At 67.1% G+C, this 14,022-nt stretch carries 10 protein-coding genes; 7 read left to right on the top strand and 3 right to left on the bottom strand.

Features of this window, described 5'->3' with window-relative positions:
- Positions 1-27: 27 nt before the first annotated feature.
- Complete coding sequence (locus GBG68_RS11665) at positions 28-1,548, bottom strand: fumarate hydratase (protein WP_152147516.1); 1,521 nt, start codon at positions 1,546-1,548, stop codon at positions 28-30.
- Between the two features lie 137 nt (positions 1,549-1,685).
- Here GBG68_RS11665 and GBG68_RS11660 point away from each other — a divergent pair, with 137 nt between their 5' ends.
- The 3 genes from GBG68_RS11660 to GBG68_RS11650 all read left to right on the top strand — a co-directional run bounded on the left by GBG68_RS11660 (position 1,686) and on the right by GBG68_RS11650 (position 6,453).
- Positions 1,686-4,394 (top strand): EAL domain-containing protein, encoded by a 2,709-nt coding sequence (locus tag GBG68_RS11660; protein ID WP_152147514.1) that lies wholly within the window; start codon positions 1,686-1,688, stop codon positions 4,392-4,394.
- A gap of 95 nt (positions 4,395-4,489) precedes the next feature.
- Positions 4,490-5,479, top strand: a complete 990-nt coding sequence (locus GBG68_RS11655; RefSeq protein ID WP_152147512.1) for a response regulator — start codon at positions 4,490-4,492, stop codon at positions 5,477-5,479.
- Positions 5,479-6,453: a GGDEF domain-containing protein gene (locus tag GBG68_RS11650; RefSeq protein ID WP_152147509.1), complete on the top strand. Its 975-nt coding sequence runs from the start codon at positions 5,479-5,481 to the stop codon at positions 6,451-6,453. Before GBG68_RS11655 ends, GBG68_RS11650 begins: the two co-directional genes overlap by 1 nt.
- 2 nt (positions 6,454-6,455) lie before the next feature.
- Here the strand turns inward: GBG68_RS11650 and GBG68_RS11645 are convergent, their stop codons facing one another.
- On the bottom strand, positions 6,456-7,127 hold the full coding sequence (locus GBG68_RS11645) for a phospholipid-binding protein MlaC (RefSeq protein ID WP_152147507.1): 672 nt from the start codon (positions 7,125-7,127) through the stop codon (positions 6,456-6,458).
- Positions 7,128-7,190: 63 nt separating this feature from the next.
- On the opposite strand from GBG68_RS11645, the gene msrA reads away from it, so the two are divergent.
- The 4 genes from msrA to GBG68_RS11625 all read left to right on the top strand — a co-directional run bounded on the left by msrA (position 7,191) and on the right by GBG68_RS11625 (position 11,961).
- Entirely contained in the window at positions 7,191-7,727 is a 537-nt protein-coding gene (msrA, locus tag GBG68_RS11640) for a peptide-methionine (S)-S-oxide reductase MsrA (RefSeq protein WP_152147504.1), read from the top strand.
- A 146-nt stretch (positions 7,728-7,873) separates the two neighbouring features.
- Positions 7,874-9,319, top strand: coding sequence for a glyceraldehyde-3-phosphate dehydrogenase (locus GBG68_RS11635; RefSeq protein ID WP_152147501.1), 1,446 nt, complete (start codon positions 7,874-7,876; stop codon positions 9,317-9,319).
- An 81-nt stretch (positions 9,320-9,400) separates the two neighbouring features.
- Positions 9,401-11,620, top strand: coding sequence for a tRNA(Met) cytidine acetyltransferase TmcA (locus tag GBG68_RS11630; protein ID WP_152147500.1), 2,220 nt, complete (start codon positions 9,401-9,403; stop codon positions 11,618-11,620).
- 38 nt (positions 11,621-11,658) lie between these two features.
- Positions 11,659-11,961 carry a hypothetical protein gene (locus tag GBG68_RS11625; RefSeq protein WP_152147498.1) on the top strand — a complete coding sequence of 101 codons (303 nt, stop codon included), beginning with the start codon at positions 11,659-11,661 and terminating at the stop codon, positions 11,959-11,961.
- 137 nt (positions 11,962-12,098) lie between these two features.
- Here the strand turns inward: GBG68_RS11625 and ilvD are convergent, their stop codons facing one another.
- Entirely contained in the window at positions 12,099-13,949 is a 1,851-nt protein-coding gene (gene ilvD, locus GBG68_RS11620; protein ID WP_152147496.1) for a dihydroxy-acid dehydratase, read from the bottom strand.
- Positions 13,950-14,022 lie beyond the last annotated feature (73 nt).

Below are 14,022 nucleotides of genomic sequence, written 5' to 3'. Positions count from 1 at the left end.
CGCTTGCCCGGGCAACAGGCGGCGGCATCAGGCGGGTTCGACGGTGACCGGGATCTTGCCGATGCGCTCGCGCCAGATCCGCGGGCCGGTCTGATGAACCGATTCGCCCTGGGCGTCCACGGCCACGGTCACCGGCATGTCCTCCACCACGAACTCATGAATGGCTTCCATCCCCAAGTCCTCGAAGGCCACCACCCGGGATTTCCGGATAGCCTTGGAGACCAGGTAGGCGGCACCGCCCACGGCCATCAGATAGACGGCCTGGTGCTTCTTGATCGCCTCGATGGCGCCCGGGCCGCGTTCGGCCTTGCCGATCATGCCCAGCAGCCCGGTGCGCTCCAGCATCATGTCGGTGAACTTGTCCATGCGGGTGGCGGTGGTGGGGCCGGCCGGGCCCACGACTTCGTCGCGCACCGGATCCACCGGGCCCACGTAGTAGATGAACTTGCCGCGGAAATCCACCGGCAGCTCCTCGCCCCGCGCCAGCATGTCCTGGATGCGCTTGTGGGCCGCGTCCCGGCCGGTGAGCATGGTGCCGGAGACCAGCAGGCTCTCGCCGGGCTTCCAGCTGCGCACGTCCTCCGCGGTGACGGTGTCCAGATTGACCCGGCGCGCCTCGCCGCCGCTGCGGCTGACTTGCGGCCAGTCGTCCAGCGAGGGGGCGGGCAGGGCGGCCACGCCGGAGCCGTCCAGCACGAAGTGGGCATGGCGGGTGGCTGCGCAGTTGGGGATCATGGCCACGGGCTTGTTGGCCGCGTGGGTGGGATAATCCAGCACCTTCACGTCCAGCACGGTGGTCAAACCGCCCAGGCCCTGGGCGCCGATGCCCAGCTGGTTGACCTTCTCGTAGAGTTCCAGGCGCAGTTCCTCGGCGGCGTTTCGCGGGCCGCGGGCCTTCAGCTCCTGGATGTCGATGGACTCCATGCAGGCTTCCTTCGCCAACAGCATGGCCTTCTCGGCGGTGCCGCCGATGCCGATGCCCAGAATCCCCGGCGGGCACCAGCCCGCGCCCATGGTGGGCACGGTCTTCAGCACCCAGTCGACGATGGAGTCGGAGGGGTTGAGCATGACGAACTTGGATTTGGCCTCGGAACCACCGCCCTTGGCGGCGACCACCACGTCCACCGTATCGCCGGGGACCAGCTGGGTGTGGATCACCGCCGGGGTGTTGTCGCGGGTGTTCTGGCGCTTGCCGGCGGGGTCGGCCAGCACCGAGGCGCGCAGCACGTTGTCCGGGTGCTGGTAGGCTCGGCGCACGCCTTCGTTGATCATCTCCTCCAGGCTCAGCGAGGCATCCCAGCGCACGTTCATGCCCACTTTCACCAGCACGGTAACGATGCCCGTGTCCTGGCAGATGGGCCGGCGGCCTTCAGCGCACATGCGCGAGTTGATCAGGATCTGTGCCAGCGCGTCCTTCGCCGCCGGGGATTCCTCGTTTTCCCAGGCCTGGGTCACGGCCTGAATGAAATCCTTCGGGTGATAATAGGAGATGTACTGCAGGGCGTCGGCGACGCTCTGTATCAGGTCGTCCTGGCGAATAAGGCTCATGGTGTGCTCCGGGCCGGGCTGTTCCTAAGGATGTGATCTTTCGGGCGGCATGTTATACCACAGGCAGGTTTCGGGCCCTAAGGAGGCCGATGGGAATTGGATCAGCGTCTCCTCGAACAGCAACGATAACGGAAAGAATGCCCTTCAAGTCGAACAGCGAATCCGTGAGCGAGGCACCCTGGGCCCTCTGGCTTCCACTGCTGGCCCTGCCGGCGGCGCTGCTCATCATCTGGGCGGTGGCCTTCGCGGTGGTGAAGCTGCAGCGTGAGGAAGTGATCGCGGTGCTGGAGAAGGAGCAGCAGGCGTCGCTGGCCGTGCTCGCCAGCCATGCCGAGGGGGAGTTGCGGCTCTACGGCCGAGCCCTGCAGATCGCCGCCGACGCCTTGCCCGTGGACGATTTCGAGGATCCCGAGGCGCTCACCGCCTTTCTGAAAGCCCGTGAGCCGCTGCGAACCCTGTTCGACGACGCGCTCATCGTGGTCTCGCCGGACGGGCGCATCATCGGCTCGGCCCCCGTTACCCATGCGGGGCAGGACGTGAGCCAGCGGCTGTATTTTCAGGAGGGCCAGTACGCCTACGAGCCCTTCGTCGCCAGACCCTTCGTGGCCTATCGCACCGGCGAGCCGGTGATTCCCGTGGTGGTGCCGCGCCGTGACCGGCGGGGCGATCTGCGTGTGCTGGTGGTGGGGGGGGTGAACCTGGCGCGGCGCAATGTGCTGGCCAACCTGGATACCCACAGCCTGGGGGAGACCGGCTTTTTCTTTCTGTTGACCGCGGACGGTACCGTGCTCAGTCACCCGCGCTGGGAGCCCATGAGCAGCCCGCCGCAAGCCTGGGCACTGGCGGAATCCGTGGGGCCGGGTGGACGCAATCTGATTCACGAGGAGGTGCTCTACAGTTTGCGCCCCTTCAACGAGGGTCGCTGGCTGCTGGGGGTAGGGTTTCCGCTGGCCGAGGCCCTGGCGCCGGTGCAGGATCTGCGCGAGCGGGTGTTTGCCGTGGGCCTGGTGGTGAGCCTGCTGGCCATGTTGCTGGCATTCTCCGCTTTTCGCGGAATCTCCCGGCTCAAGCGCAGTGAAGCCCGCTATCGGGAGTTCAGCCGATCCCTGGAGGTGCGGGTGGACGAGCGCACCCTGGCCTTGAAGCAGAGTCGGGAGCGTTTGAGCATGGCCGTGCAGGCTGGTGGCGTGGGCCTGTGGGACTGGGATCTGGAGCAGGACCAGGTCTCCCTGTACCGGCCGGAACGGCCGGATCTGCCCCCGCGCAGCATGGGGGCTTTGCTCGATCGGGTGCACCCGGCCGACCAGGAGCGGGTCCGTGAGATCATCCAGCGCTATCTGGACGAGCCCTCCAGCATCTACGAGTGCGAGTATCGGTATCGACGGGAGAACGGCTCCTACGCCTGGGCGCTGAGCCGGGGGCGGGTATTCGAATGGGCCGCCGATGGCAGCCCCCGGCGTATGACCGGGGTGGTGCAGGACATCACCCAGCGGAAACAGGCCGAACAGCGTATCGAGTACATGGCCCACTACGATGCGCTCACCGAACTTCCCAACCGGGTGCTGTTCCGTGACCGTGTCAGTCAGGAACTGGCCGCGGGTCGCCGCGAAGGCAGGCGCTTCGCGCTGTTCTTCATCGACCTGGACCAGTTCAAGCACGTCAACGATGCCCTGGGGCATCAGGTGGGCGATGAGCTGCTGCGCATCGTCGCCGGGCGGCTGCAGGCCTGCCTGCGCGAGCCCGATACCCTCTCGCGCCAGGGGGGCGATGAGTTCCTGCTGCTGGCACCGGATATAACGAGCCCCGGCGACGCGGCGGTGGTGGCCGAGAAGCTGCTGGAGGCCATGCGAGAGCCGGTGGCGGTGCAGGGGCAGGAGCTGCGCGTTTCGGGCAGCGTCGGCATCGCTCTGTATCCCGACGACGGCGATACGGTGGATGCGCTGATCAAGCATGCGGATCTGGCCATGTACCAGAGCAAATCCGCCGGGCGCAATGCCTATCATTTCTTCACCGCCTGCATGGATCAGCAGGTGGAAGAGCTGGTGACCCTGGGCAGCGATCTGCGCTCGGCGCTGAGCGGCGATCAGTTCCATCTGGTGTATCAGCCCCAGGTCGACAGCAGCAGCGGGCGAGTGATCGGCGCCGAGGCGCTGCTGCGCTGGGAACACCCGCGCCGCGGACCGGTAAGCCCCGGCAGCTTTATCCCCATCGCCGAGGATACCGGCCAGATACTCGCCGTGGGGGAGTGGGTGCTGCGCGCCGCCATAAGGCAGCTGCGGGAATGGCGGCGCATGGGCCTGGCGGATCTGCCGGTGGCCGTGAACCTCTCACCGCGTCAGTTCCGCCAGCCGGACCTGGCCGAGCAGATCGGCGCGATGCTGGACGAGGCCGGGGTGCCGGCCGCGCTACTGGGGCTGGAGATCACCGAGAGCGCGCTGGTGGAGGAGGCCGAGAGCACCCTGGAGGCCCTGCACGAGATGGGGTGTCGTCTGTCGGTGGACGATTTCGGCACCGGGTATTCCAATCTGCGCTACCTCAAGCGCTTCCATATCGACAAGCTCAAGATCGACCAGTGTTTTGTGCGTGATGTGCCCGGTGACAAGGAAGACGAGGCGGTGGTGGAAGCGGTGATCAGCCTGGCCCGCTCCCTGGGGATGGGCGTGGTGGCCGAAGGGGTGGAGACCGCCCGGCAGCTGGAGTTCCTGCTCGCCCGCGAGTGCACGGAAGTGCAAGGCTTCTATTACAGCCGGCCGCGCTCCGCCGCCGACTTCACGACATTGCTGCGTGGTAGTCGCCGGCTGGCGGGCGCCGACGTGCGGCAAAACCAGCGGACGGGCACGCGCTGATGGGGTGTTCCGGGGGGCGATTGGTCAAGAGAGCGCGGTGCTGCTATAAATGGCAGACTTCCGAAAGGCCCAAAAACCATAAGACGAACGGCTGAATGAGCACTCCGGTCCTGATCTGTGATGATTCCAGCATGGCGCGCAAGCAGATTGCACGCGCCCTGCCGGAGGGCTGGGGCGTGGAGCTCAGCTTTGCTGGCGATGGCGCCGAGGCCCTGGACGCCTTACGTCAGGGCAAGGGCGATATCCTGTTCCTGGACCTGACCATGCCGGTGCTGGATGGCTACCAGACGCTGGAAGCCATCGCCGAGGAAGGCCTGAGCACCAAGGTCATCGTGGTATCCGGTGATATCCAGCCCGATGCCCGGCGTCGGGTGCTGGAGCTTGGCGCGCTGGAATTCATCAAGAAGCCGGTGGACGGCGAACAGCTCGCCGCCGTGCTGGAGCGCTTTCATCTGATCGGTCGCAAGGCCGCGGCGGCGCGAGGCGCCCCCGAGATCGCGGTGGACATCTGGGACTGCTACCGGGAAGTGGCCAATGTGGCCATGGGCCAGGCGGCGGACCTGCTGGCGCGTATGCTGGACGTGTTCGTGATCCTGCCCGTGCCCAACGTCAATTACCTGGAAGCCAGTGAGCTGCGTATGGCGCTTACGGCCACCGAGGACTACGACAGCATCTCCGCGGTCTGCCAGGGCTACATCGGCGCGGGCATCGCCGGCGAGGCGCTGCTGCTGTTCAACGACGCCAGCTTCAAGGACATGGCGCGGCTGATGAAGTTCGAGGGGCGGCTGGACAGCTGCGCCGAGCGTGAGCTGCTGATGGACGTCTCCAACATCCTCATCGGCGCCTGCCTCAAGGGTGTGGCGGACCAGCTGGACATACGCTTCAGCCAGGGACACCCCACGGTGCTCGGCCAGCACAGCAAGATCTCCGATCTGCTCCAGGCCAACGCCGGGCGCTGGGCGCGCACCCTGGCCATCGAGATCAATTACGCCATCGAGGACTACAACATCAATTGCGATCTGCTGTTGCTGTTCACCGATGAATCCATCCCGGTTCTCAACGACAAGCTGACGCATCTGCTGTAATGAGCGCACCCACCCAAAGCAATATGGCCGAAATCCACTGGATGATGGAGATGTTCCAGAACATCGACGTCGGCCTGGTGGTGCTGGATCGCACTTACAGCATCCATGTCTGGAACAGCTTCATGGAGAACCACAGCGGCCTGAGCCCCGAGCGGGTGCGCGGCGAGACAATCTTCCGGCTGTTTCCGGAAGTGCAGGAGGACTGGCTGCGGCGCAAGTGCGACACCGCCTTCCTGCTCAATAACCGCGCCTTCCTGATCTGGGAGCAGCGTCCCTATCTGTTCCGTTTCCGCAACTATCGGCCCATCACCGGCACTGCGGAGTACATGTATCAGAACGTCACCATCATCCCGCTGACCTCGGCCAGCGGCGAGGTGGACAATATCTGCCTGATCGTCTACGACGTCACCGACGAGGCCGTGGCCAAGCAGTCCATGCAGGAGGCCAACAGCCAGTTGGAGCAGCTCAGCCGCACCGACCGGCTGACGCGGTTGAACAACCGGGGTTTCTGGGAAGAGTGCCTGGAGCGGGAATTCCAGCGCTGCCAGCGCAACGGCGCGGCGGCGACCCTGGTCATGTTCGACATCGACCACTTCAAGGCGGTCAACGACACCTACGGTCACCAGGCGGGCGACGAGGTGATCCGCAAGGTCTCCGACGTGCTGCGCAAGAACCTGCGGGCCACCGACATCGCCGGGCGTTACGGCGGCGAGGAATTCGGTGTCGTGCTGGTGGATACCGACGCGCCGGCGGCGCGCTTTTTCGCCGAGCGGCTGCGCAAGCAGTGTGCCGCGCTCAAGGTGGAGCACGACGGCCAGATCATCGAATTCACCATCAGCCTGGGTATCGCCCAGTTCGGCTCGCGCATGGTCAACCACCAGGCCTGGATCGAGCAGTCCGATCAGGCGCTCTATCAGGCCAAGGAGGGCGGGAGAAACCAGGTGGTGGTGTACGGCGAGGCCGCACCGGCCTGAGTTCAGCGCGCGGCGCTCTTCGGTCGGGCTCCGGCCAGGCGCCGGTTGCGCGCCTCCAGCTGGGCGATCAGCTCATCCAGGCTCTGCCGCCCCAGCAGCGAGGCCAGCTCCGCCCGGCGATTGGCGATGAAGCTGATGCCCTCGATGATCACGTCGTAGACCTTCCAGCGATCTTCATCCACGCGCATGCGGTAATCGATGCTCACCGCCGGGCCGTTGGTCAGCAGCCGGGTGCGCAGCAGCATGCGGCCATTGCGCACTTCGCGCACGGGTTCGGTCTCCAGTAATCGCTCGCGCCCCTCCAGATGCGCCACGGCGGTGGTCGCGTGCTCGGCCAGCAACAGGGCGTAGGTGCGCAGCAGGGATTCCCGGAAAGCGGCCACGAAGGCCTGGCGCTGGCGCGGATTCGCCCCCCGCCAGTGGCGGGCCAGCACCAGGCGGCTGACCAGTTCGAAATCGATGTGCGGGGCCAGCTCCGACTCCAGCAGCGCGTAGGCGGCGCCGGGGTCTTCGCGAATGGCCTGCTCGCGGGCCTGCAGGCCCTCCACCGCCCGGGTGAAGCTGCGCTCGATCAGCCGCGCCCCGTCCTCGGGGGCCGGCGCGGCCAGGGCCGTACCCAGGCACAGGGCGAGCAGGGCGATCAGGTGGCGGCTTCGCTTGCAGAATTGGCGCATGGGCCTGATGCTTCCCTGTCTGATGGAACGGATTCCCGTACATAGTAGCCGAGGTGAGCGCCCATGCAGTCCGAAACCCTTGAAACGGCCACCCTGGGTGGCGGTTGCTTCTGGTGCCTGGAGGCGGTCTTCCAGGCCCTGGACGGCGTCGAATCGGTGGTATCCGGCTACGCCGGCGGCTCCTTGCCCGACCCGGATTACCGCCAGGTCTGCTCCGGCGCCTCGGGGCACGCCGAAGTGGTGCAGATCCGCTATGACCCTCGGCGCCTGAGCTTCGAGGGCCTGCTGGAGGTGTTCTTCGCCATCCACAACCCCACCACGCCCAACCGTCAGGGTCATGATGTGGGGCCCCAGTACCGCTCCATCATCCTCTACGCCGACGATGATCAGCAGGCTCGGGCCCGAGAGGTCATGGCGCGGGTGGCCGATCAATGGGCCGACCCGCTGGTCACCGAGCTGGTGCCGCTGGAGCGCTTCTATCCGGCGGAGGATCATCACCAGAATTATTACCGCAACAACGCCGGCGCGCCCTACTGCCAGATGGTGATCGCGCCCAAGCTGGCCCGGGCGCGCGAGTATTTCCACCTTCATGAGGGCTGAGGCGCGACGCGCTTCCTTTGCCGCGCCGCCGCGTTTGTCGTAAAGTTCGCGCCGCCAAGGGCGGCTTTTCGTTGCCCGCCAACGCTTCATCAGATAGAGCCGCGTCCAGGGACGGGGGTGGCCAGCGCCTACGTGGGGGTTGAGGTATGGAACAGCAGGAAACCGTGTTGAAGAACTGGCGAGAGCAGCAGGAGCTCGCCGAGCGCATGCTGCCCTTGCTGGGCAAGCTCTACCGCGACCGGGGCATCGTCATGAAGATGTATGGCCGGCCGCTGAACAATGCCTCCACCGTGGATATCCTCAAGGCCCATCGCTTCGTCAAGCAGTACGAGCGCAAGATGCTGGACATCCGTGACAGCTTCCCGGTGCTGGAGGCCATGGCTGCGCTGGAACTGGGTCCGGCCCGCGTTGACCTGGGCCGCCTCACCGCCAATTACCTCAAGCTCGAAGGCGACAAGCCGGCGCTGGATGCGTACCTGCGCGGCGAGCTGGCCGAGATCGTCGGCCGCGACGGTCAGCCCCTGGCCGAACCCCAGGACGTGGTGCTCTACGGCTTCGGCCGCATCGGCCGCCTGCTGGCCCGTCTGCTGATCGAGCGCACCGGCGCCGGCAACAAGATGCGCCTGCGCGCCATCGTGGTCCGCGGCAAGAAGGGCGACGACATTCACAAGCGTGCCAGCCTGCTGCGCCGCGACTCCGTGCACGGCCCCTTCAACGGCTCCATCTGGGTCGAGGAAGACGAGAGCGCCATCGTTGCCAACGGCAACTACATCAAGGTGATCTACGCCGACTCCCCGGACCAGGTGGACTACACCGAGTACGGGATCAAGAACGCCATCGTGGTGGACAACACCGGCAAGTGGCGTGACGAGGAAGGCCTGGGCCTGCATCTCAAGAGCAAGGGTGTGTCCAAGGTGCTGCTCACCGCCCCCGGCAAGGGCGAGATGAAGAACGTGGTGTTCGGCGTCAATGACGATGTCATCGGCCCGGACGACACGCTGATCTCCGCGGCCAGCTGCACCACCAACGCCATCACGCCGGTGCTCAAGGCGCTGCACGACAAGTACGGCGTGCAAAGCGGCCACGTGGAAACGGTGCACTCCTACACCAACGATCAGAACCTGATCGACAACTACCACAACGGCGCCCGGCGCGGCCGCAGCGCGGCGCTGAACATGGTGATGACCGAGACCGGTGCCGCCAAGGCCGTGGCCAAGGCTCTGCCCGAGCTCAAGGGCAAGCTCACCGGCAACGCCATCCGCGTGCCCACCCCCAACGTCTCGCTGGCGGTACTGAACCTGAACCTGGACAAGAACGCCACGGTCGAGGAACTCAACGCCTACCTGCGGGAAATGGCGCTGTACTCGCAGCTCTCCGAGCAGATCGACTACACCGCCTCCACCGAGATCGTCTCCACCGACCTGGTGGGCTCGCGACACGCCGGCGTGGTGGATTCCTCCTCCACCATCGCCAACGGCAACAGCTGTGTGCTCTACGTCTGGTACGACAACGAGATGGGCTACAGCTGCCAGGTGGTGCGCACCATGCAGAAGATGGCGGGGCTGAGCTTCCCCTTCCTGCCGCGGGCCTGAGCCCTCGGGCCATCGGTTTGAGAAACGGCGCCCGCGGGCGCCGTTTTGCTTTGTGGGCGGGGCACTATACTGGCCGGCAAGATGAACACAGCACCCTCGGAACAGTTTAGCCTCGCGGTGCGGCGTCTGCGTGAGCAGGCCTTGGCCGCGGGGCAGCGTCGACTGCTGGTGCTGGCGGGCGAGCGCGGCTGGGGTCAGGCAGCCGCGGAGCGCGCCCTGGCAACGGCCGGGATCGAGGACGCCCCCTGGCTCAGTGACCAGGGGCCCGAGGCCCTGCGCCTGTCTCGAGAGCAGGCGCACGGGGAGCTGGGGCGCGAGCTCGGCGGGCTGGTTTTCGATGCCTGGGCGGGCTTCGATCCGGATGCCTTCGGCCTGCTCAGTGGCGCGCTGAGCGCCGGTGGTTTGTTGATCCTGCTCTGCCCGCCGCTGGCCGCCTGGCCGGAGTACCCCGACCCCGATCGTGCCCGCCTGGCGGTGCTGCCCTGGCGGCCCGAGCAACTGGCCGGGCGTTTCGTGGCGCGGCTGGTACGAGTGATACGGGAAGACCCCCATGTCCTGGTGATAGAGCAGGACAAGCCTGTGGCGCACCCCAAGCCGCCCGGCGATCCCCCCCGCAGGCGCGGTGCCTGGCCGCGAATGCCTTTATCCCGATCAGTGTTGGAACCAGCCCCATTGCGGCCAGAAGCCGTGCTTGCAGGGAGCGTCGAGCCCTGGGCCGCCGCCTGCCGGACGCCGGACCAGTGGCAGGCCGTGGAAGCCCTGCTGGCGGTGTGCCGTGGCCGCGCGCGGCGGCCACTGGTGCTGTTGGCCGATCGGGGGCGGGGAAAGTCCGCGGCCTTCGGCATTGCGGCGGCGGAGTTGCTGCGAACCGGGGTGGAGCGCATCCTGGTCAGCGGCCCACGCATCAATGCGGTGGATGCGGTGTTCCGGCATGCCGCGCAAGGCCTGCCGGGCGCCCAGTGTCGTCGTGGCCTGCTGCAGTGGCAGGGGCGGGAGCTGCGCTACGCCGCGGCAGATGCCATGGTCCGCGAGACCCCGCCGGCGGACCTGCTGCTGGTGGACGAGGCTGCCAGCCTGCCCGAGCCGACCCTGCTGGCCTTGCTGGAGTATTATCCGCGGCTGGCCTTCGCCAGCACGGTGCACGGTTACGAGGGCACGGGGCGTGGTTTCGAACTGCGCTTCAAGCCCGCGCTGCAACGGCTGGCCCGGGATTGGCGAGAACGGCGTCTGGAGACGCCGGTGCGCTGGGCACCCGGTGACCCGCTGGAAGCCTTCACCTCGCAGGCATTGCTGCTGGCGGCGGAGCCCCCGCCCGCGAAGACGCCGGACTCCGAGCGGATGCGGGTGGAGCGGCTGGACCGGGATGCGCTGCTCGCTGATGAAGCCTCGCTGAGCGGCTTGTTCGGCCTGCTGGTGCAGGCCCATTACCGTACCCGGCCCTTCGATCTGCGCCACCTGCTGGACGGCCCGAATCTGAGCGTCTACGTGCTGCGCCAAGAGGAAGTGCTGCTGGGCACCGCGCTGGTCGCCGCCGAAGGTGACCTGCCCGAGAATCTGGTGCCCGAGGTGCTGGCCAACCGGCGCCGGCCCCAGGGGCACCTGGTGGCGCAGTCCCTGGCGGCACATCTGGATCTGGCCGAGGGCGCTCGACTGCGTACCGCGCGCATCATCCGCATTGCGGTGCATCCGGACCTGCAGGGGCAGGGATTGGGCAGCGCCCTGCTCGCAGCCTTGCCCCGGGCGCTGGCGGCCCAGGGGTTCGATATGCTCGCCTCCAGCTTCGGCGCCACCGCGCCGCTGCTGCGTTTCTGGCGGCGTCAGGCCTTGTATCCGGTGCGGGTGGGGGTGAAGCGCGCGGCCAGCAGCGGCGCGCATTCGGTGATGGTGCTGCGGGGACTCAGCGCGGCGGGTGAGCGGCTCGCGGCCCAGGCGCGCGGATACCTGGCCGCGCAGCTGCCCACGCAGCTTGGAGACGTGCTGCGCGAACTGGAGCCGGCTATCGCCAGGGAGCTGCTCTACGGGCTGGAGAGCCCGCCGGCCGATACGCATGACCGAGCGCAATTGCAGGCCTTTCTGGCGCAACGCCGGGCCTATGAGGATGTGCCGGGCTCCCTGCGCCGCTGTGCGCTGCGGGCCTTGAGCCAAGGCTCACGGGGAGAGGCCGAGGCGGTGGTGATGAAACTGCTGCAGGGGCGCCCCTGGGAGGACGTGGCGCAGGCCCTGGGGCTGCCCGGACGGCGGGGCGTGCTGGACGCGCTGCGCGAGGAGCTGCGCATGGCATGTTTCGGCCAGGGTGACTAGAATGCCCGGCCTTGGAACCGGGTCGGAGAACTGGGTATATGAGCGACGATCATCAGGCTGTATACGACGCGGCGGCGCAGCAGACCGTGGAGCTGGGCAACCAGATGGCCGATGCCGATGAGCAGGCGGATCTGTGGGACATCGCCGACGGCATCCTGGCCGGGGCCGTGCAGTATTGGCTCTACACCCGCCAGCCCTGCGACGATCCGGCTTGCGAGGATTGCGCGTCCATACGCACCGGCGAGCTGCGTCTGGCGGACCTGCGCAAGCTGGTGGACGATTTCGCCCGCAACAGCGAGTATTTCCACTCGCCCAATGATTTCGGTGCCGGCCGGGCCTGAGCGCGACGGCCAGGTTGGTGGGGGGCGGCGGCTTCCCGCCTTCGGCTCTGGCCGGGCGACCGGGTGGGGCCGGAGTCGCCCCACCCGGTCGCCGCCGTGCTGAGCAGCGGAATCGTGGATCCCGCGGCCCCAGGCCGTTAGTCCAGCATCTCCAGGTCGCGCACCGCGCCCTTGTCGGCACTGGTGGCGAACTTGGCGTACACCTTGAGCGCCGTGCTCACCTTTCGCGTCCGCTGGATGCTCGGCTTCCAGGCATCCGCCCCTTTCGCCTCCATCGCTTCCCGACGCCGCTGCAGTTCCGCCTCGTCCACCGCGATCTCGATGCGGCGGTTGGGGATGTCGATGCGGATGGTGTCACCCGGCTCGATCAGCGCGATATCGCCGCCGGCCGCGGCCTCCGGCGAGACGTGGCCGATGGACAGCCCCGAGGTGCCGCCGGAGAAGCGCCCGTCGGTGATCAGCGCGCAGTCCTTGCCCAGGCCCTTTGATTTCAGGTAACTGGTGGGATAGAGCATCTCCTGCATGCCGGGGCCGCCCTTGGGGCCCTCGTAGCGGATGATGACCACATCGCCGGCCTGCACCTGATCACCCAGAATGCCCTCCACGGCGCTGTCCTGGCTCTCGAAGATCACCGCCGGGCCCTCGAATTTGAGGATGCTCTCGTCCACCCCGGCGGTCTTCACGATGCAGCCGTCCTCGGCCAGGTTGCCGTAGAGCACGGCAAGCCCGCCGTCCTGGCTGTAGGCGTTCTCCACGGTGCGAATGCAGCCGCCGGCCCGATCGTTGTCCAGGCTCGGGTAGCGGGTGGATTGGCTGAAGGCCTGCTGGGTGGGAATGCCGGCGGGGCCGGCCTGATAGAACCGGTGCACCGCCTCGTCGTCGGTGCGCATCACATCCCACTGATCCAGCGCTTCTTTCAGGGTGGCGCTGTGCACGGTGGGCAGGCTGGTATCCAGCAGCCCGCCCCGGTCCAGCTCACCCAGGATGCCCATGATGCCACCGGCCCGGTGTACGTCTTCCATGTGGTAATGGGCCACGGCGGGGGCGACCTTGCACAGGGTGGGCACGCGGCGGGAGAGGCGGTCGATGTCGCTCATGTCGAAATCCACCTCGCCCTCCCGGGCGGCGGCGAGCAGATGCAGCACGGTGTTGCTGGAGCCGCCCATGGCGATGTCCAGGCTCATGGCGTTCTCGAAGGCGGCGCGGCTGGCGATGTTGCGAGGCAGGGCGCGCTCGTCGTCATCCCGGTAGTAGCGCTGGGCCAGTTCGACGATGGTGCGCCCGGCGCGGCGGAACAGCTGTTCGCGATCGGCATGGGTGGCCAGCAGCGAGCCGTTGCCCGGCAGGGACAGGCCCAGCGCCTCGGTCAGGCAGTTCATGGAGTTGGCGGTGAACATGCCCGAGCAGGAGCCGCAGGTGGGGCAGGCGGAGCGTTCCACCTGTTCCACCTCCTTATCGGAGACCGTGGGGTCGGCGGCGGCCACCATGGCATCCACCAGGTCCAGGAACACGTCCTTGCCGGCGAGCTTCGTCTTGCCGGCTTCCATGGGGCCGCCGGAGACGAACACCACGGGGATGTTCAGCCGCAGCGCGGCCAGCAGCATGCCCGGGGTGATCTTGTCGCAGTTGGAGATGCACACCAGCGCATCGGCGCAGTGGGCGTTGACCATGTACTCCACGGAGTCGGCGATCAGCTCCCGGGAGGGCAGGGAGTAGAGCATGCCGTCGTGGCCCATGGCGATGCCGTCGTCCACCGCGATGGTATCGAACTCCTTGCCCACGCCGCCGGCTTTCTCGATCTCCTCGATTACCAGCTGGCCCAGATCCTTCAGGTGTACGTGTCCGGGCACGAACTGGGTGAAGGAGTTGGCCACCGCGATGATGGGCTTGCTGAAATCCTCGTCCTTCATGCCGGTGGCGCGCCACAGGGCGCGGGCGCCGGCCATGTTACGGCCGAAGGTGGAGGTGCGTGAGCGGTAGGCGGGCATGGGGTCGGATCCTCTGCGAACGCTTCAGGTTTGTTTTGACACAAGGACGAAGTTTAACAGGCCGCGCAGTGCC

The organism is Alkalilimnicola sp. S0819 (assembly GCF_009295635.1).
In the GTDB taxonomy this organism is placed as follows: Bacteria; Pseudomonadota; Gammaproteobacteria; order Nitrococcales; family WHIW01; genus S0819.
The sequence above is the reverse complement of the archived record's forward strand: the minus strand, read 5'-3'. Positions and strand labels throughout refer to the sequence as shown.

What these genes read in the sequence shown, in the direction of transcription:
- msrA (WP_152147504.1), top strand. Translation starts at nt 7,191, where the DNA reads ATGCAGTCCGAAACCCTTGAAACGGCCACCCTGGGTGGCGGTTGCTTC.
- GBG68_RS11645 (WP_152147507.1), bottom strand. Translation starts at nt 7,127, where the DNA reads ATGCGCCAATTCTGCAAGCGAAGCCGCCACCTGATCGCCCTGCTCGCC.
- GBG68_RS11650 (WP_152147509.1), top strand. Translation starts at nt 5,479, where the DNA reads ATGAGCGCACCCACCCAAAGCAATATGGCCGAAATCCACTGGATGATG.
- GBG68_RS11665 (WP_152147516.1), bottom strand. Translation starts at nt 1,548, where the DNA reads ATGAGCCTTATTCGCCAGGACGACCTGATACAGAGCGTCGCCGACGCC.
- GBG68_RS11635 (WP_152147501.1), top strand. Translation starts at nt 7,874, where the DNA reads ATGGAACAGCAGGAAACCGTGTTGAAGAACTGGCGAGAGCAGCAGGAG.
- GBG68_RS11625 (WP_152147498.1), top strand. Translation starts at nt 11,659, where the DNA reads ATGAGCGACGATCATCAGGCTGTATACGACGCGGCGGCGCAGCAGACC.
- GBG68_RS11660 (WP_152147514.1), top strand. Translation starts at nt 1,686, where the DNA reads ATGCCCTTCAAGTCGAACAGCGAATCCGTGAGCGAGGCACCCTGGGCC.
- GBG68_RS11630 (WP_152147500.1), top strand. Translation starts at nt 9,401, where the DNA reads ATGAACACAGCACCCTCGGAACAGTTTAGCCTCGCGGTGCGGCGTCTG.
- ilvD (WP_152147496.1), bottom strand. Translation starts at nt 13,949, where the DNA reads ATGCCCGCCTACCGCTCACGCACCTCCACCTTCGGCCGTAACATGGCC.
- GBG68_RS11655 (WP_152147512.1), top strand. Translation starts at nt 4,490, where the DNA reads ATGAGCACTCCGGTCCTGATCTGTGATGATTCCAGCATGGCGCGCAAG.